General features: G+C 59.4%; 16 protein-coding genes. 7 read left to right on the top strand and 9 right to left on the bottom strand.

Annotated features, from left to right (window positions below):
- Positions 1 to 37 precede the first annotated feature (37 nt).
- From NRG23_RS07615 to NRG23_RS07580, 8 genes are all read right to left on the bottom strand, one after another.
- The gene (locus NRG23_RS07615) at positions 38 to 478 is read right to left on the bottom strand and encodes a CBS domain-containing protein (RefSeq protein WP_007930897.1); all 441 of its coding nucleotides are present in this window, start codon (positions 476 to 478) and stop codon (positions 38 to 40) included.
- A gap of 174 nt (positions 479 to 652) precedes the next feature.
- Entirely contained in the window at positions 653 to 1825 is a 1173-nt protein-coding gene (solA, locus tag NRG23_RS07610; protein ID WP_257374290.1) for an N-methyl-L-tryptophan oxidase, read from the bottom strand.
- A gap of 24 nt (positions 1826 to 1849) precedes the next feature.
- Entirely contained in the window at positions 1850 to 2374 is a 525-nt protein-coding gene (locus tag NRG23_RS07605; RefSeq protein ID WP_257374289.1) for a DUF2867 domain-containing protein, read from the bottom strand.
- 1032 nt (positions 2375 to 3406) lie between these two features.
- The gene (locus tag NRG23_RS07600; RefSeq protein ID WP_053268688.1) at positions 3407 to 4504 is read right to left on the bottom strand and encodes a polyamine ABC transporter substrate-binding protein; all 1098 of its coding nucleotides are present in this window, start codon (positions 4502 to 4504) and stop codon (positions 3407 to 3409) included.
- Positions 4505 to 4667: 163 nt separating this feature from the next.
- The gene (locus tag NRG23_RS07595; protein WP_009048283.1) at positions 4668 to 5555 is read right to left on the bottom strand and encodes an ABC transporter permease subunit; all 888 of its coding nucleotides are present in this window, start codon (positions 5553 to 5555) and stop codon (positions 4668 to 4670) included.
- A complete protein-coding gene (locus tag NRG23_RS07590; protein WP_164485211.1) occupies positions 5552 to 6433 on the bottom strand; it encodes an ABC transporter permease subunit in 882 nt (293 codons plus the stop codon). The genes NRG23_RS07595 and NRG23_RS07590 overlap by 4 nt, the downstream gene beginning before the upstream one ends.
- A 44-nt stretch (positions 6434 to 6477) precedes the next feature.
- On the bottom strand, positions 6478 to 7620 hold the full coding sequence (locus NRG23_RS07585) for an ABC transporter ATP-binding protein (protein ID WP_009048285.1): 1143 nt from the start codon (positions 7618 to 7620) through the stop codon (positions 6478 to 6480).
- A 237-nt stretch (positions 7621 to 7857) separates the two neighbouring features.
- Entirely contained in the window at positions 7858 to 8619 is a 762-nt protein-coding gene (locus NRG23_RS07580; protein ID WP_009048286.1) for a gamma-glutamyl-gamma-aminobutyrate hydrolase family protein, read from the bottom strand.
- Between the two features lie 265 nt (positions 8620 to 8884).
- Between NRG23_RS07580 and NRG23_RS07575 the strand changes: the two genes are divergently transcribed.
- The 6 genes from NRG23_RS07575 (at position 8885) to NRG23_RS07550 (ending at position 16089) form a co-directional block, all read left to right on the top strand.
- On the top strand, positions 8885 to 10261 hold the full coding sequence (locus NRG23_RS07575; RefSeq protein WP_038580134.1) for a glutamine synthetase family protein: 1377 nt from the start codon (positions 8885 to 8887) through the stop codon (positions 10259 to 10261).
- A 33-nt stretch (positions 10262 to 10294) separates the two neighbouring features.
- A complete protein-coding gene (locus tag NRG23_RS07570) occupies positions 10295 to 11785 on the top strand; it encodes an aldehyde dehydrogenase (protein ID WP_257374284.1) in 1491 nt (496 codons plus the stop codon).
- Between the two features lie 55 nt (positions 11786 to 11840).
- Positions 11841 to 13121, top strand: a complete 1281-nt coding sequence (locus tag NRG23_RS07565) for an FAD-binding oxidoreductase (RefSeq protein ID WP_257374282.1) — start codon at positions 11841 to 11843, stop codon at positions 13119 to 13121.
- Positions 13122 to 13460: 339 nt separating this feature from the next.
- A complete protein-coding gene (locus NRG23_RS07560) occupies positions 13461 to 14009 on the top strand; it encodes a cupin domain-containing protein (RefSeq protein ID WP_009043206.1) in 549 nt (182 codons plus the stop codon).
- Between the two features lie 305 nt (positions 14010 to 14314).
- Positions 14315 to 14785: a hypothetical protein gene (locus tag NRG23_RS07555; RefSeq protein ID WP_101282149.1), complete on the top strand. Its 471-nt coding sequence runs from the start codon at positions 14315 to 14317 to the stop codon at positions 14783 to 14785.
- Positions 14786 to 14994: 209 nt separating this feature from the next.
- Positions 14995 to 16089: a hypothetical protein gene (locus tag NRG23_RS07550; RefSeq protein WP_157832215.1), complete on the top strand. Its 1095-nt coding sequence runs from the start codon at positions 14995 to 14997 to the stop codon at positions 16087 to 16089.
- A 187-nt stretch (positions 16090 to 16276) separates the two neighbouring features.
- Here NRG23_RS07550 and NRG23_RS07545 read toward each other — a convergent pair whose 3' ends face one another.
- Positions 16277 to 18076 (bottom strand): hypothetical protein, encoded by a 1800-nt coding sequence (locus NRG23_RS07545; RefSeq protein ID WP_101282151.1) that lies wholly within the window; start codon positions 18074 to 18076, stop codon positions 16277 to 16279.
- 495 nt (positions 18077 to 18571) lie between these two features.
- Here NRG23_RS07545 and NRG23_RS07540 point away from each other — a divergent pair, with 495 nt between their 5' ends.
- The gene (locus NRG23_RS07540) at positions 18572 to 18850 is read left to right on the top strand and encodes a hypothetical protein (RefSeq protein WP_101282152.1); all 279 of its coding nucleotides are present in this window, start codon (positions 18572 to 18574) and stop codon (positions 18848 to 18850) included.
- Positions 18851 to 18958 lie beyond the last annotated feature (108 nt).

The following is an 18958-nucleotide window of genomic DNA, read 5'->3' as shown; positions in this document are numbered from 1 at the left end:
GCCGCCGGCTCCAGGGGATTGGGTCGTGGGGGCGGGCTTACTCGCCGCGAATGTACTGTTCCAGCTGACGGATCAGGTCGGCCTGTTCGGCGATGGCTTCCTTGACCAGGTCGCCGATCGACAGCAGGCCCAGCAACTGGCCGTCTTCCACCACCGGCAGGTGCCGCAGGTGGCTGTCGGTCATGATGCCCATGCAGGTTTCCACGCTCTGGTGCGAGTCCACGGTGATCACCGGCGAACTCATGATCGCGCTGACCGGCGTGCCCACCGAGGAGCGGCCGTGCAGCACCAGCTTGCGCGCGTAGTCGCGTTCGCTGATCACCCCGACCACTTCGCCGTTCTGCATCACGGGCAGGGCGCCGACGTTCTTCTCGGCCATCAGCATCAGCGCCTCGAGCACCATTTGGTGGGGCGCGATGGTGTGCACTTGCTGGTTGTGCTTGGCCTTCAACTTCAGTACTTCAGCGACGCTCTTCATGGGGCGCTCCTGTTGTTTTGCCTGGGACGGCCTGGCGCCGCCCCGCGGGGGTCTCTACAGAATCGTAGAGAGTGAACGAAGGGGCAAGGTTGAAAGCGGCGCCCACAGGAGGAAAAACGTCACTGAATCGTTTCTGCCTGGAAAGCGCCCCATCCAGGAGCGTCCTGGCGCTACTCAATGGCCGAAGCGCGCCAGGGAAAACGCGCTCAAATCGATCTCGCTGCGTCCGTCCACCAGTTGCTGGGCCAGGGCTTCGCCAATCGCCGCCGAGTGCTTGAAACCGTGGCCCGAGCAGGCGCTGACCACCGTGACGTTGGCCAGGCACGGGTGCTCGTCGATGATGAAGTGCGAGTCCGGGGTCACGGTGTAGGCGCAGACCGCGGACTTCACCCGTTGCGACGTGACCCCGGCGATATTGACCTGTACCAGATCGCGGTACATCGCCTCGCTCTGCGCCGCGCTGACCTGGCGGTCCAGGCTGTCCGGCGTCGAGGTCTCGCTGTACTGCTCGGTGGCGATCTTCATGCTGCCTTCGCCGGGTATCGGCGGAAAGCCGTAGCAGGTCTGCTCGTCGCTGGCGCCGTGGACGATAAAGCTCGGCGAGTGCTCGGGGAAGATCACCGGTTCCGCCAGTTGGTACCAGTACAAGGTCTGCCGGCACACCCGCAGCAACTTGTCGAACGGCGCGCCGAGCAATTGGCTGGACCACATGCCGGCGCAGACCACGACCTTGGCCGCGCTGATGCGCCGGTGCTGGCTGGTGATTTGCACCAGATCCTGCTCGTTTTTGATATCCAGCACCGTCTCGCCGGTGATCAGCGTCGCGCCCAACTGGCGGGCCAGGCTCAGCTGCGCATCGATGCAACGCTCCGGCCGCACATAACCGCCGCCGGGTTCGAAGTAGCCCAGGGAGCTGTCGTGGATCGGCGTGAACTGCGGGAAGCGTTGGCGGATCTGCGTGGCGTCCAGCACCTCATGCTCGATGCCGAACTGGCGGGCCAGGGCCAGGGTGTTTTCGGTGAAATCCGGCGTGGCGTCCTGGCCGCTCGGGGTGGCGCTGGAGGTCATCACCAGCACGCCGCACTGCTCGAACAACGGTTCATTCTGCTCGGCTTCCAGCTCGCGCCAGATCTTCTGCGCGCGGATCGCCAGCGGCACATAGGCGGCGCCTTCACCCACCGCCTGGCGGGTGATGCGGGTGTCGCCATGGCTCGAACCCTGGTCGTGGGGCGGGGCAAAACGGTCGATGCCGGCCACCTTCACCCCACGCTTGGCCAACTGGTACAGGGTCGCGGCGCCCATGGCGCCCAGGCCTACTACAACAACGTCGAACTCGGGTGTCTGCATGGCAGTGTCCTTGAAAGTGGCGGCTCAGCGGCGATTGATATTGGCCAGGGTCATGGGCGCGATGAGCCGGTGGAACGGCGCCACCGGCAGCATGTACAGGCGCCCCAGCAGGTTGTGCGGATGGACCACGGTGGACAGCACCACCGGGCGTAGGCCCTCGGCGGTCAGCGGCAGGCGGTTGAGGGACAGGTACACGTCCAGGTGCTTGTCGCGGTCCACCACCAGCACCTCGTCGGGGGCCTGGGCAAGCAGGGTGAAGATGCCGACCCGGTCGTCCGGCCGGTAATCCTCGTCCGCCCTGGCCAGGTCGATGCGTGTCAGGCGCCCCAGGTCCTTGAGGCCGAACAACTGCACCACACGGTTGCGCAGGCCCATCATCCGGTCGATCCAGGCCGGGGTCTGGCTCATCAGGTTGAGCAGGTGGCGCATGGCCGTGCGCTCGGGGTCGTTGGCCAGCACCTGGCGGCAATCGATGAAGCTCGCCCCGACCGCCAGGTTGGCAATGCTGGATTGACTGGGCAATGGACAAGGCTGGACAGCGGTCTGCATCGATACGGTTCCCTGTAAACGTGGCGATGCCCGGCTGCACCGCAAGCGGCGAAAAATATCATTGTTTGTGGTTGGGGGGACCCGCTGGATGATGCCGATCCCTTGTAGCCGCTGCCGAGCCCGCGAGGCTGCGACAAGGCCCGCAGGGCCTTCATCGCTCTTGAGATCGCCGCGCCCCTTCGGGTCGATCGCAGCCTGCGGCAGCGGCTACACAAAGCCTGATGCCGCGCCCCTGTAGCCGCTGCCGAGCCCGCGAGGCTGCGACAAGGCCCGCAGGGCCTTCATCGGTCTTGAGATCGCCGCGCCCCTTCGGGTCGATCGCAGCCTGCGGCAGCGGCTACACGAAGCCAGACCCCGATCCCTGTAGCCGCTGCCGAGCCCGCGAGGCTGCGATAAGGCCCGCAGGGCCTTCATCGGTCTCGAGATTGTTGCGCCCCCTCGGGACGTACGCAGCCTGCGGCAGCGGCTACACAAAGCCTGATCCCGCGCCGCCTGTAGCCGCTGCCGAGCCCGCGAGGCTGCGACAAGGCCCGCAGGGCCTTCATCGGTCTCGAGATTGTTGCGCCCCTTCGGGACGTACGCAGCCTGCGGCAGCGGCTACACAAAGCCTGATGCCGCGCCCCTGTAGCCGCTGCCGAGCCCGCGAGGCTGCGACAAGGCCCGCAGGGCCTTCATCGGTCTCGAGATTGTTGCGCCCCTTCGGGTCGATCGCAGCCTGCGGCAGCGGCTACACAAAGCCTGATCCCGCGCCGCCTGTAGCCGCTGCCGAGCCCGCGAGGCTGCGATAAGGCCCGCAGGGCCTTCATCGGTCTCGAGATCGCCGCGCCCCTTCGGCATATACGCAGCCTGCGGCAGCGGCTACAGGGTTTTGTGCGGCCTGAAAGCAAAAAAGGCGCCCGAGGAGGGCGCCAAGGAGTCACCTGAACCGAGGGAGCCAGGCGAGCCCGTTCGCAGGGGTGTCGCGGTGGTAAGGCGCGACTGAACGGAAGAGGGCAGCAGCGCCCGCCGCGATGGCCGGGCGGGCGCGGGCTGTCATTTGCCGAGCTTGATCCGCGTCCAGCCACGGTTCATCACGCGCTGGATAGCGATCGGCTGGTCCGGCACCGCGTACAGGGTGGCGAGCACCGCTTGCGGCGGGTACGAGGCCGGGTCGTTGCGGATGGCTTCATCCACCAGCGGCGTGGCGGCGGAGTTGGCGTTGCTGTAGCCGAGGCTGTTGGTGACCTCGGCGATGATGTCCGGGCGCATCAGGAAGTTCATGAACAGGTAGGCGTTGTCGACGTTGGCCGCGTCCTTGGGCATGGCCATCATGTCGTAGAAACTGCCGGCGCCTTCCTTGGGAATGCTGAAGGCGACCTTCTCCTTGTTACCGGCCTCTTCGGCGCGCGAACGGGCCTGCAGCACGTCGCCGGAGTAACCCACGGCCACGCAGATGTTGCCGTTGGCCAGGTCGGAGATGTACTTGGAGGAATGGAAGTAGGTCACCGAAGGACGGATCTTCATGAACAGCGCCTCGGCCTCGAGGATCTGCGCCTTGTCCTTGCTGGTCACCGGGTAGCCCAGGTAGTGCAGGGCGGCGGGGAGCATTTCCGTTGGCGAGTCGAGGAAGCTGATGCCGCAGGCCTTGAGCTTCTCGGCGTTCTCCGGCTTGAACAGCAGGTCCCAGGAGTTGGTCGGCGCGTCGCTACCCAGCACCGCCTTGACCTTGTCCGGGTTGTAGCCGATGCCGATCGAGCCCCACATGTAGGGGAAGGCGTGGGCGTTGCCCGGGTCGCTGGCGGCGGCGTTCTGCAGCAGCACCGGGTTGAGGTTCTTCCAGTTCGGCAGCCGCGACTTGTCCAGTTCCTGGTAGACCCCGGCCTTGATCTGCTTGGCCAAGAAACTGTTGGAAGGCACCACGATGTCATAGCCGGACTTGCCGGTGAGCAGGCGCGCTTCCAGGGTTTCGTTGCTGTCGAAGACGTCGTAGGTGACGTGGATGCCAGTCTCGGCCTCGAACTTTTTCAGGGTGTCCGGGGCGATATAGTCCGACCAGTTGTAGACACGCAGCTCCTTGTCGTTGGCCTGGGCGCCGGTAACCAGGGCGCCCATCAGGGACAGTGATAGCAGAGTCCTGCCAAGCATTTTCATCGGTACAACTCCATTTCTTATTGTGCAGATTGCTGCATGTGGAACGTGGGGTGTCAGGTTGCACGTCTTCGCGAGCAAGCTCGCTCCTACAGGGAGGGTGCATGTCTGTAGGAGCGAGCTTGCTCGCGATCCAGGCGCCGCTGTGTGTCGTGAGCGCGACGGCCTAGGCCGTCGTCGCTTGCATGCGCTGTTGCGCAGCGGGTTGGAACGCTTCGTTGGCGGTGTATTCCATGGCTTCCTGGATCGCCCGCTTGCGGGCCGCTTCGGCGCGACGGCCGAAGTACCAGACCAGGAAAGTCACCAGCGACACCGCCAGCAGGATCAGGCTGGCCACCGCGTTGATCTCTGGCTTCACGCCGAGGCGCACCGCCGAGAACACTTCCATCGGCAAGGTGGTGGAGCCTGGGCCGGAGACGAAGCTCGCCAGCACCAGATCGTCCAGGGACAAGGCAAAGGACATCATGCCGCCCGCCGCCAGCGACGGCGCGATCATCGGGATGGTGATCAGGAAAAATACCTTCCACGGCCGCGCACCCAGGTCCATGGCCGCTTCTTCGATGGACAGGTCCAGCTCACGCAAGCGCGCGGAGACTACCACGGCCACATAGGCGGCGCAGAATGTGGTGTGGGCGATCCAGATGGTGACGATGCCACGCTCCTGCGGCCAGCCGATCATCTGCGCCATGGCCACGAACAGCAGCAACAGCGACAGGCCGGTAATCACTTCCGGCATCACCAGCGGCGCGGTGACCAGGCCACCGAACAAGGTGCGGCCCTTGAAGCGGGTGACCCGGGTCAGCACAAAGGCCGCCAGGGTGCCCAGGGCCACCGCGGCAATCGCGGTGTAGCAGGCGATCTCCAGGGAACGCACCACCGAGCCCATCAACTGCTGGTTGTCCAGCAGGCCGACGTACCACTTCACCGACCAGCCGCCCCAGACCGTTACCAGCTTGGAAGCGTTGAACGAGTAGATCACCAGGATCAGCATCGGCAGGTAAATGAACGCCAGGCCGAGCACCAGCATCAGGCTGGAAAATCCGAAACGTTTCATGCCCGTCCCTCCATCTCTTTGGCCTGGCTGCGGTTGAACAGCAGGATCGGAATAATCAGGATCGCCAGCATCACCACCGCCAGCGCGGAGGCCACCGGCCAGTCACGGTTGTTGAAGAACTCCTGCCACAGCACGCGGCCGATCATCAGGGTCTCGGGGCCGCCCAGCAGTTCCGGGATCACGAATTCGCCGACCACCGGGATGAACACCAGCATGCAACCGGCAATGATGCCGTTCTTGGCCAGGGGCACGGTGATTTTCCAGAAGTTGTTGAAGTTGCTCGAACCCAGGTCCGACGCGGCTTCCAGCAGGCTCTGGTCGTGCTTGACCAGGTTGGCGTACAGCGGCAGCACCATGAACGGCAGGTAGGCGTAGACCACCCCTATGTAGACCGCGGTGTTGGTGTTGAGGATCTCGATCGGTGCCGAGGTCAGGCCGCTCCACATCAGGAAGCCGTTGAGCAAACCGTTGTTGCTGAGGATGCCCATCCAGGCATAGACGCGGATCAGGATCGCGGTCCAGGTCGGCATCATGATCAGCAGCAGCAAGACGTTCTGCGTTTCCTTGCTGGCCTTGGTGATCGCGTAGGCCATGGGGAAGCCGATCACCAGACACATCAGGGTGCTGAGCAGGGCGACTTTCAGCGAGCCGAGGTAGGCCGAAATATACAGCTCGTCACCCACCAGCAATGCATAGTTGCCGACGTTGAGCAGCAGCTGGAATTTCTGTTCGGCGAAGCTGTAGATCTCCGAGTAGGGGGGAATGGCCAGGGCCGCTTCCGAGAAGCTGATCTTCATCACCAGGAAAAATGGCAGCATGAAGAACAGGAACAGCCAGAGGAAGGGAATGCCGATCACCAGCTTGCGACCGCTGGGCAGCACACGGGTCAAACGCTGATTGAGAGTGCTCATGGTTGACGTACTCATGTGCGCAGTACCACGCCGCTGTCGTCTTCCCACCAGACGTAGACCTGGTCGTCCCAGGTCGGCCGCGCGCCACGGCGTTCGGCGTTGGCCATGAACGACTGGACGATCTTGCCGCCAGGCAGTTCGACGTAGAACACCGAATGCCCGCCGAGGTAGGCGATGTCATGCACCTTGCCCTGGGACCAGTTGTAGCGGTGCTCGGGCCGGGTGGTGCTGACCAGCATCTTTTCCGGGCGGATGGCGTAGGTCACCGACTTGTCCTGCACCGAGGTGCTGACACCGTGGCCGACGTAGATCTTCTGTTCCAGCTCCGGGCAATGGATCACCGCGTGGCCTTCCAGGTCTTCGATGACGGTGCCGTCGAAGGCGTTCACGTTGCCGATGAACTCGCAGACCATGCGGCTCACCGGGGCCTCGTAGATGTCCACCGGGCTGCCGATCTGGGCGATCCAGCCCAGGTGCATGATGGCGATGCGCTGGGCCATGGTCATGGCCTCTTCCTGGTCGTGGGTCACCATCACACAGGTCACGCCGACCCGCTCGATGATCTCCACCAGTTCCAACTGCATCTGCGAACGCAGCTTTTTATCCAGGGCGCCCATGGGTTCGTCGAGCAACAGCAGCTTCGGCCGCTTGGCCAGGGAGCGGGCCAGGGCCACGCGCTGGCGCTGGCCGCCGGACAGCTGGTGCGGTTTGCGCTTGGCGTACTGGGTCATGTGCACCAGCTTGAGCATCTCGGCCACGCGGGCATCGATCTCGGCCTTGGGAATCTTGTCCTGCTGCAGGCCGAAGGCAATGTTCTGGGCCACGGTCATGTGCGGGAACAGCGCATAGGACTGGAACATCATGTTGATCGGCCGCTCGTAGGGCGGCATGTCGGTGATGTCCACGCCGTCCAGGTAGATACGCCCCTCCGTCGGTCGCTCGAAGCCCGCCAGCATGCGCAGCAGGGTGGACTTGCCGGAACCCGAGCCACCGAGCAGGGCGAAGATCTCGCCCTGGTGAATGTCCAGGGACACATCGTCCACGGCCACGGTTTCATCGAACTTCTTGGTCACGCGGTCGACTCTCACCAGCACCTTCTGCGGTTGCGGGTGACCTTCCAGAGCCTTTCTGTACGTGCTGGAGGCGTTTGCCATGTGGAACTCCCAACAGATGTCAGTCGTCGGGCCAAAACGGCCCGGCTTAATAGATGGATGACAAACCCGTGGTGGCGGGTTTATTCGACGCTGCCGTCCTGGCGGCCTGACGCTGGTTCTTGTTTTTCATGTTGCTGGGTGTGGCTTGAACCGCCCCAGAGGCCAAGGCGGGCGCACAAGGGCGCACCGCCGCCGGCCGGGGGGCGTGGCAGTCAATTTCGCGGGTGAAGCTTTTAGTCAGTGGCCGTTGCGCTGCGCCGCCCGTTGCCGGCAGGCATCGCCGAAGGCCTGGAAGATCCGCAGGTAGACCGGGTTCGACAGCACCTGCCATTCCGGATGCCACTGCACGCCCAGGGCAAAGGCTGTGCTGTGTTCGACCGACACCGCTTCGATCAGGCCGTCCGGCGCCAGGGCCTCGGCGCGCAGGCCGGGGGCCAGGCGGTCGATGCCCTGGCTGTGGATCGAGTTGACCTGGAATTCCTGGGGCAGGTCCAGGGCCTGGAACACGCCGCCCGGTTGCACCCTGACGGCATGGGCGGGGGCGTATTGCACGGCCAGGTCTGGGTGGTCGGCTTCGCGGTGATCGAGATAGCCCGGCAACTCATGGACCTTCTGGTGCAGGCTGCCGCCGAAGGCCACGTTCATCTCCTGGAAGCCGCGGCAGATGCCCAGCACCGGCACGCCGGCGGCAATCGCCGCGCGCAGCAGGGGCAGGGTGGTGGCATCGCGCTGGGGATCGTGGGCGGTGCCCGGTTCGCTGGCCGGGCCCTGATAGTGGAAGGGCTCCACATTCGATGGCGAGCCGGTGAACAGCAGGCCGTCCAGGTTCTGCAGCAGAGCCTCGGTATCGATGAGGTCCGCCAGGGAAGGAATGATCAGGGGCAGGCCCTCGGCCGCGCTGCTGACAGCACGCAAGTACTTGTCGCCGCTGACGTGGTAGGGGTGCAGCCCGATCTCTTTGACGCACGCAGTAACGCCGATCAATGGCTTGAATGCCATTTTTATCACCTCGAAATTCACGCTGGAACGAGTTTTTCGAGAGCTTATCCTCGTTGATTTTAATTAACAACTTCTGTGTAAAAAATTCTAAACGTTTTTCGTCTGAAACCCGCGAACGGCACGGGTTATGGGGTAAATAAAGATCTTGAGGCGCAAAATAATTGACGATCGGCGGCCATTTCTGGCGCTTGACTTCACTTTTCCTTTCGGATTGACTGCTGCCACGAAACCGCTTTGAACATAATAATTAACACATAGGTGCATCATGTCGGTCCCACTGCGTGCCGTTCAGCTCAACGAAGCCAACGCCTTCCTGAAGAACCATCCCGAGATCCTCTACGTCGACCTGCTGATTGCCGACATGAACGGCGTGGTGCGCGGCAAGCGCATCGAACGCACCGCCCTGCACAAGGTGTACGAGAAGGGCATCAACCTGCCGGCCTCGCTGTTCGCCCTGGACATCAACGGCTCCACCGTGGAAAGCACCGGCCTGGGCCTGGACATCGGCGACGCCGACCGCATCTGCTACCCGATCCCCGGCACCCTGAGCGTCGAGCCCTGGCAGAAGCGCCCGACCGCGCAACTGCTGATGACCATGCACGAGATCGAAGGCGAGCCGTTCTTCGCCGACCCACGCGAAGTGCTGCGGCAGGTGGTGAGTAAATTCGACGCCCTGGGGCTGACCCTCTGTGCGGCCTTCGAGCTGGAGTTCTACCTGATCGACCAGGACAACGTGAACGGTCGTCCGCAGTCGCCGCGCTCGCCGATTTCCGGCAAGCGTCCGCAGTCGACCCAGGTCTACCTGATCGACGACCTGGACGAATACGTCGACTGCCTGCAAGACATCCTCGAAGGCGCGAAAGAGCAGGGCATCCCCGCCGACGCCATCGTCAAGGAAAGCGCTCCGGCGCAGTTCGAAGTCAACCTGCACCACGTCTCCGACCCGATCAAGGCCTGCGACTACGCGGTGCTGCTCAAGCGCCTGGTGAAGAACATCGCCTACGACCATGAGATGGACACCACCTTCATGGCCAAGCCGTACCCGGGCCAGGCCGGCAACGGCCTGCACGTGCACATCTCGATTCTCGACAAGCAAGGCAACAACATCTTCGCCAGCGACGACCCGGAAACCAACGACGCCCTGCGCCACGCCATCGGCGGCGTGCTGGAAACCCTGCCGGCGCAGATGGCCTTCCTCTGCCCGAACGTCAACTCCTACCGCCGCTTCGGCGCGCAGTTCTACGTGCCGAACTCGCCGAGCTGGGGCATCGACAACCGCACCGTGGCCGTGCGCGTGCCGACAGGTTCGGCGGATGCGGTGCGCATCGAACACCGCGTGGCCGGCGCCGACGCCAACCCTTACCTGCTGATGGCTTCGGTACTGGCTGGCATTCACCACGGCCTGACCAACAAGATCGAGCCCGGCGCGCCGGTGGAAGGCAACTCCTACGAGCAGAACGAACAGAGCCTGCCGAGCAACCTGCGCGACGCCCTGCGGGTGCTGGACGACAGCGAGGTGATGGCCAAGTACATCGATCCGATGTACATCGACGTGTTCGTCGCCTGTAAGGAAAGCGAGCTGGCCGAGTTCGAAAACTCGATCTCCGACCTCGAATACAACTGGTACCTGCACACGGTCTGACGGCCATTCCTTTTCCTGCGTTGAGTATTTGCCATGACTAAATCCCGCAGCGACTGGGAGCAGCGCTTCCAGTCCTTGACCCTCGAAGGTCGCGCCTTTATCGACGGCCAGTATTGCCACGCCGCCAGCGCGGCCACCTTCGAATGCATCAGCCCGGTGGACGGGCGTTTCCTGGCCAACGTCGCCAGCACCGACGAGGCCGACGCCAACCGGGCGGTGCAGGTGGCGCGCCAGGCGTTCGAGTCCGGCGTCTGGTCGCGCAAGGCCCCGGCCGAGCGCAAGCGCGTGCTGATCCGCTTCGCCGATTTGATCCTCGAGCACCAGGAAGAACTGGCGCTCCTGGAAACCCTGGACATGGGCAAGCCCATCGGCGATTCCCTGAGCATCGACGTGCCGGCCACTGCCAACGCGATCCGCTGGAGCGCCGAGGCCGTCGACAAAGTCTACGACGAAGTGGCGGCCACGCCCCACGATCAACTGGGCCTGGTGACGCGCGAGGCCTCCGGCGTGGTGGCGGCCATCGTGCCGTGGAACTTCCCGCTGATCATGGCCAGCTGGAAATTCGCCCCGGCCCTGGCGGCGGGTAACTCGTTCATCCTCAAGCCTTCGGAAAAGTCGCCGCTGACCGCGATCCGCATCGCCCAGCTGGCGCTGGATGCCGGCATCCCCAAAGGCGTGTTCAACGTGCTGCCGGGCTACGGCCACACCGTCGGCAAGGCCCTGGCCCTGCATATGGACGTGGACGTGCTGGCCTTTACTGGCTCCACCGCGGTGGGCAAGCAACTGCTGGTGTATTCCGGGCAGAGCAACATGAAGCGCGTCTGGCTGGAGGCGGGCGGCAAGAGCCCCAACGTGGTGTTCGCCGACGCGCCGGACCTGCGCGCGGCGGCGGAGGCGTCGGCCAGCGCCATTGCCTTCAACCAGGGCGAAGTCTGCACCGCCGGCTCGCGCCTGCTGGTGGAGCGCTCGATCCGCGAGCAGTTCATTCCGTTGCTGGTGGAGGCCATCAAGGCCTGGAAACCCGGGCATGCCTTGGACCCGGAGACCCGCGTCGGCGCGCTGGTGGATCAGCGCCAGCTGGACAACGTGCTGCGTTACATCGACATCGGCAAGGAGCAGGGCGGCCAACTGCTGGCCGGCGGCGCGCGGACCCTGGAAAGCACCGGCGGGCTGTATGTCGAGCCGACCATTTTCGACGGCGTGACCAACGCCATGACCATCGCCCGCGAAGAGATCTTCGGCCCAGTGCTGTCGGTGATCAGCTTCGACACCGAGGAAGAGGCGCTGACGATCGCCAACGACAGCATCTTCGGCCTCGCCGCCGGGGTCTGGACCAGCAACCTCAGCCGCGCCCACCGCTTCGCCCGTGGCCTGCGCGCCGGCAGCGTGTGGGTCAACCAGTACGACGGCGGCGACATGACCGCGCCGTTCGGCGGCTTCAAACAGTCGGGCAATGGTCGCGACAAGTCGCTGCATGCCTTCGACAAGTACACCGAGCTGAAAGCGACCTGGATCAAGCTCTGACTCTGATAACAACGGCGGGGCTGGCTGCGGCTGGCACCTGCTGGAGAATTCGATAATGCAAACCTACGTAAACAGCTACTACGCCGCGACCCGCAACCAGACCACTGACTTTCCGGTATTGGAAGAAATGGTCGAGTGCGACGTCTGCGTGATCGGCGCCGGCTACACCGGCCTGTCCTCGGCGCTGTTCCTCGCCGAGGCGGGCTACAGCGTCACCGTGCTCGAAGCGGCTAAGGTCGGCTTCGGCGCCAGCGGGCGCAACGGCGGGCAACTGGTCAACTCCTACAGCCGCGACGTCGACGTGATCGAGTCGCGCTACGGCGAGAAAAGCGCCGAAGTGCTGGGCAGCATGATCTTCGAAGGCGCCGACATCATTCGCCAGCGCATCCAGCACTACGACATCCAGTGCGACTACCGCCCGGGTGGCATCTTCGCCGCCATGAACAAGAAGCAGCTCAAGGGCCTGGCCGAACAGAAGGCCAGCTGGGAGCGCTACGGCAACCACAACCTGAAGCTGCTGGACAAGGCGCAGATCGCCCAGGAAGTCGGCTCCGACGCCTACGTCGGCGGCCTGCTGGACATGCAAGGCGGGCACATCCACCCGCTGAACCTGGCCCTGGGCGAAGCCAGCGCCATCATCGGCCTGGGCGGCAAGATCTTCGAGCAGTCGGCGGCGGTGGAAATCACCTACGGCGAACCGAATATCGTGCGCACCGCCAAGGGCGTGGTCCGCGCCAAGTACCTGCTGATCGCCGGCAACGCCTACCTGCAGCAAGACCTCGACCCCCGGGTGACGCGCAAGAGCATGCCGTGCGGCTCGCAGATCGTGGTCACCGAGCCGCTGTCGGAGAAAATGGCCCGCAGCCTGATCCGCAACAACTATTGCGTCGAGGACTGCAACTACCTGCTGGACTACTACCGCCTCACCGCCGACAACCGCCTGCTGTACGGCGGCGGCGTGGTCTACGGCGCCCGTGAGCCGAACGACATCGAGCAACTGATCCGGCCGAAGATCCTCAAGACCTTCCCCCAGCTCAAGGACGTGAAGATCGACTACCGCTGGACCGGCAACTTCCTGCTGACCATGTCGCGCATGCCGCAATTCGGCCGCATCGAAAAGAACGCCTACTACATGCAGGGCTACAGCGGTCACGGCGTCACCTGCTCGCACCTGGCCGGCAAACTGATCGCCGAGATGATCCGCGGCGACGCCGAACGCTTCGACGCCTTCGCCTCGCTACCGCACATGCCGATGTTCGGCGGCCGCACCTTCCAGGCCCCGCTGACCGCCATGGGTGCGGCGTACTACGCGCTGCGTGATCGCTTCGGCATCTGATCCCGATACGTTTCCTGCGTTTGCCCGCGCTTGCGCGGGCTTTTTTCAGCCCCGAAACCCGCCCCGAACCCGCAAACCTGTAGCCGCTGCCGCAGGCTGCGATAAGGGCCGCAGGCCCTCCCGAGGCCCGAAAGAACACCGCCGGTTTTCAACGCCTGGCACACCCTGCGGCAAGGCCAATCACCACCGTCGGCCACTGCTACAGCTCCACCCACAAACGTGATTTAATAGCCGCCTTTCAGGTTCCGGGGCCACTGGATCGGCGAACTTCGCAACTAAACGTCACCGGCCGCACTCCAACTTGCAACACCCCCCACGTACACCTCACACAAGGCTGCTATGGACACGGGCACTCGACTCAAACTCGTTCGCGAAAGCTACAAACTGTCCCAGCGCGAGCTGGCCCGGCGCAGCGGCGTGACCAACGCCACCATCTCCCTGATCGAACAGAACCGCGTCAGCCCCTCCGTCAGCTCCCTGAAAAAACTCCTCGAAGGCATCCCCATGTCCCTGGCGGACTTCTTCACCTTCGACCAGCCCCCGCGCGAACACCAATACGTCTTCCGCGCCAACGAACAACCCGACCTCGGCCGCGACGGCGCCCGCCTGCTGCTGATCGGCGCCGCCCTGCCAACCCGCCAGATGCGCTTTCTGCGCGAACAATACGCCCCCGGCGCCAGCTCCGGCGACGAACCGATCGTGCACAGCGAAGGGGAGGAGTGTGGGCTTGTGACCCGCGGCACCGTGGAATTGACGGTGGATGGGCAGGTGAGCGTGTTGAACCCGGGGGATGGGTATTATTTTCCGACCACCTTGCCGCATAAGTTTCGCAATATTGGGCAGGATGAGGCGGAGATTATTAGTGCGAATACGCCGGCGAATTTTTGAGTCGGGCAATTCCTGAAACGCTCTCTTAATCCTGAGCGGCTATTGATAGCCGCTTAGCGCGCTTATAACGACTGTGATTTTACGGGGTGCTTCTGAGCTATCTCTCGGTTCTTGAATACTGACGAGTAATGTAGATATCTGTTTGGTTGAGGAGCGTCTGCTTTCGGCCAGAAGCAGTCATTCATCAAAGCAACCGCTTCGCTATATGTAATCATGGCTGACAACAGGTCGATCATCGGCTTGTACTCCGATCTTTAATTCGTCTGAGCTAGTGAGGCTCAAGGCCAATCCGAAGGATTTCTCCCATGCTTCACCGTATCGATGCTACTTACCACCAAGCGTCATTCTCCCGCAGTAGTTGTGCATGGTTGACTATCGATGACGTCGCTATTGAGCAATGGCTATCCAGTCATCTAAATGAGCCAGATGTCGCCAAACTTGGTCTTTCGCTGATGTGGTTGTTGGATGAGGATGAAGATGCGCTTGCGAAACGGCGCTTCATCCCTGGACAAGAGGGCACTTCCACAATCGTCCCGCTGTTGGTATGTAGCGATGACATGGATTTTGACTGTACCGTGATGGTAGCGGAGCAAGTTGTCGAAGGCGACATAGTGCGCTGGGCTCGTTTTGGTTGGAGTGTTTCCGGAAAGCTCGAAGTAGGTGTTTCGACCCGGTGGGACGCCAATAGCCAGCCAGTGTGCTTTGATTTAGTGAACTTCAATGCTGCGTTGGAAAAGTTTGATGGGTTGATCAAGAAGCATACGGCCAGTTTATAAACAGCCTTACACGCTCGCTTTCGGCCAAAAGGGGACATTAGAGTGGGAAAAATATATCTATCCCCTTTTCGAACCATTGGCGACTTACTGGGCAATTTTGTATATAGCTTCTAGCGGCGCGTTCGACACCGTTCACTTCATTCATTGGACTCGTAAAAGCTACGACTTTGCGAGTCTGTTAGCTAAATCGTTAGGTATCATCAATTCCCATGACAACCCCTTCCCACACACCATTCTTCGCCGCACCAGAAAACCTGGAGTCACTTCGACTCTATTCCCGAACACTCAGAAGTTTCGCAGCAGCATCTGATTCCTCTCAGGTCGCGAAATCGCTGCTGCAGATCATCGAGCTGATGATTTCAAACGCGGCTCGATTTGATGAGTATTGCACTTCGAACATCGAGTGGATCGGTGATCACTTCATGCGAGAGGTTCGAGAGTTTCCAAATCTTGCCGACGACAAGAGATCTGAGGCGATTAACTCAGCTTTCACGTCAGCTTTCCGCTTCTTGTGCGAGCTAGAGTTTGTGCAGCCTGCAGAACCAAGCATTGAAGTCCGGCGGATCGGAAACTTCGTTGATGAAAACCTTGAACTGTTCACCGGGAACGACCGGCACCAGATCACATTCGCAAGATACTCGATGCCAGTTCAAGTAGCGAAGAAACTCCTGAACGATCCTGCTATCGCCGAGTTTCGAAAATTCTCGCAAACAGTCGAAGCGGCGTCGAAGCTCAAAGTGGACTGGGACTCCGAACTCGACGAGCGACGACTACATGTCGAGGCCATTAAGCAGGGACTAAAAGACGCAACCTCGTCCTACAACTTCGTTGGTCTTGTTGATGGGTTTCGCCAGTTGGCAGCCACAAAGCTCATTGAACGTAGAGTTGCATTCTGGTCGCTGATTGTGCTCGCACTAGCGATGATCGCGCCACCAACCTTTCAGATTTCTTACGTAGTTTCTCACTTAGACGCCATAGAGTCGAAAAAAGGGCTGCTGCTGTATACGCTTCCAACGATTCTCGCGATCGAAGTGATCCTCATCTACTTCTTTCGCGTTGTCCTTGCGCAATTCCGATCCGTCAAAGCACAAGTTCTTCAGCTCGACCTGCGAATAGCTTTGTGCCAGTTCGTACAAAGCTATGCGGAGTACTCGATGAAGATAAAGAAAGATGACCCGAGCGCTCTCGCGAAGTTCGAGGCCGTTGTCTTCAGCAGCCTTGTCTCAGAAAGCGAAGGCATCCCCTCCACCTTTGATGGCGCTGAGCAACTTGCTAACCTCATCAAGAGCATCCGAGGAACGTAGCGCGGTTAAGCGTAATTGCAACACCGTGCTTCCGTTTACTCGCCCAACTGTCGATTCAACACGAACGCCAAAGCTGGCCATGCCTTCGGCATTTTCATGACCAGCTCTGGTACCCTCCCTTCTGCGAACCACGGTGCCGGACAACCTATAGTGTTAGCGTCCGCTTTGGGGCGTTAGCTGCCGTTGTTCAATTTTCTTTTGTTTTGCGCAATTCATCTCTTAGTGCATCGATTTCAGCGAGCAATTTTTTATTCTCCTGTTTTAGAAAGCTTTTTGATGGGCTCTCTGGATTATGATACGAGGGAATAGTGTAGAGTAACTCCAGTTCATCTTTGTAAGGCATCAAAGGTTGGTATAGCTGATAAAAAGCACGCCCAACCGCACCTCGAAATAACTCGAGCACTGGTTTGTTTGCACCAACAGAAAGAATATGGTCAGTAGCGATGCCCGGATAGGGATCGATATATATGATTTTCACAATACCTAATTGATAAGCTTTTTTTGCACAAAGCTCACAGGGACTGGCAGTAGTAAACAGAATGCCGCCAAGAAGTTTTTGTCCACCATTTTTCGCTATTTGTAAAAAAGCATTCTCTTCCGCATGCAACGACCTAGTATGAACCTGATTTTTTTCTCCCTCAATTTCATTTTGTATAGCTTTGAAACAAAATGGAATGTTTCGCTTTTGAGTAGCACCAGATTTTATCAAATCAAAATACTTGTCACTTAATGCTTTGCGGAATACATTGTCGTTTTTTTCATACTCACTATAATCAAAAATATTAACTCCGCCTAGCAAGTCTTCAGCACTTCTCAGTAAACATGGGGTTTGTCCTTGAGGGGTACTATTCCAACCAACACATTTCACACTGTAGCTATCATCAGTTACTACAGCCCCAACCTGTCGCGATATACAACCTGAGCTTTGCTTAACTGTGTACGCTATTTGCATACAGTTTTCAACCGATGTAGGCATTACTAAACCTGGATGCATCATAAGTGCTAGATACCATGCTAACTGACTCACAAGATCATTCTGATTAAACTCACTTGTTTTTGAGTTATGAATGTGGATGTCAGCGATCTCGATGCAAGCTTGAATATTTTGTGCAATAAATTTACTAGTTCCGGAAATTTTCCCAGGATACTCTTTGTTATCGAGATCAGATACTTCTTTTATTGAAAGCTTTCTATACTCATGTAGACTATTCAGTCTCTTCGAGTTTGATGTATTTATCGACATTAGGTAGAAATTCGCATACCTTCTTTTCAGAAAGAATGCCTCGTACGGATTTCTAATGGCATCTATAACAATTCTGCATGGCGCTCCTTTTGATTTTGTAAACTTGCGAACAAGTTTAATTATAAAATTCAAATGCTTAGGAAAGTTGAATAGTTTATCGGCATCAAAAAGATTGCTATTTGCAAAGCCTGATGATCTGATGTTGTCTCCCGACTCTTGATAGAGCTTGGTGAAAGTAGCTCCTCCCAAGTTGTTTTTTAATCTCTCAGTCACAGAGGGTAGCGTTGAGAAGTACAACTCCATCCACGACGCAATTTCGCCCGTCTCAACTTTTCCGTTAAACGAGTGAAGCCGAAGTATCTCTTCTCGTACACAATTCAGGTTGTTATAAATTTCAATTGCCTTTTCTTGACGAATATCCGCGCCCGCGACACTTGTCAGATATGATATGAATGACTCTTTATCCAGTAGCAACAGATGATATGTAATTATCGAACGTGCCTCGAGCTTGTAAAATGGGGTCCATTCGTCTCCCTTTAAGTATTTATGTATTATTTTATGCTTTTTAAGTTCGTTTTTTGTAAGGCCTTCATAGCCATCGGCTGGAAAGTCGAAACTCGAAGCGCCCAACTTACTAGCCGCAGTGGAGCAACCTGAACCTGTGCGCCCCGTTAGACCAATTATTAGAAAGCTCTTTGCTTCGTCATAAACACCATTTATCGCTTCGCTGGTATTTGTGGACATTCCTTCTTCCTTTTAAGCTCTGTTACCTATGAACGGAAAAATAGGGTCACATATAAACTCATTAGGGAAAGCAATCAGTACCACCTGCTGCGCTACAAATAAAATGTAGCTGGTTTTTGGACGCACCATAGAGTTTCGCGAGGCCGAGGCACTACCAAATCTTTGAGAATAATGGACTAACTGCGTTTTGCCGAACGCGTCCCGTACGACACGTGCGTATGACAGAAGGTGGCTCTGCTCTGAACGACTGCTTTTGGCCGAAAGCCGCCATTCACAAGCTGCTCACGGCACATTTTTGAAACGATAAACCGAAAAAACCTTCCACCTAAAAACTGTCCTCAAGTGAACACAGCTTCTATAGTTCAGCACGTCATTGCTGACTGATGACTGGTCATCGCGGGCCAAAAACTATGTGCATAGCGCCTCATCCATCAACCGACTCCCTGTTTGGTTGCAGGATGGGAGCAGGACTTAAATACTCATGGAGCGTCACCAATGACCCGCACAGAAATTTGCAACCTCGTTCCACTCACCCGCAACGACACCGACCGCCCCGTCCTCTACCTGGACGCCAACGCCTCACTCTCTGATCTCTACACTTGCGCCCAACAACGCATCGGCGCTGCCCGCAATCTGCTGGAAATCCTCGACTGCGCTTCCGGCGCTCAAGATGTTGCTCAAATCCGTTTTGCCATTGGCCTGCTGCTCAGCGACGGCTGTGATCTGCTGAGTACCCTGGGCGATAGAACCCTGGCGCTGAACGCTCGACACTGATCCTCAACCACGACCGGGCAGTGCAAGCCCGGTCGTTTATCCAGGCGGCGAAAACCAGCAGAGCCCAGCCGGCGCGCAGGGCTCTTTCTCGGTTTATCGGTAGGCGAT

The sequence above is a fragment of the Pseudomonas sp. T8 genome, from assembly GCF_024610635.1.
Lineage (GTDB): Bacteria > Pseudomonadota > Gammaproteobacteria > Pseudomonadales > Pseudomonadaceae > Aquipseudomonas > Aquipseudomonas chlororaphis_I.
The sequence above is the reverse complement of the archived record's forward strand: the minus strand, read 5'-3'. Positions and strand labels throughout refer to the sequence as shown.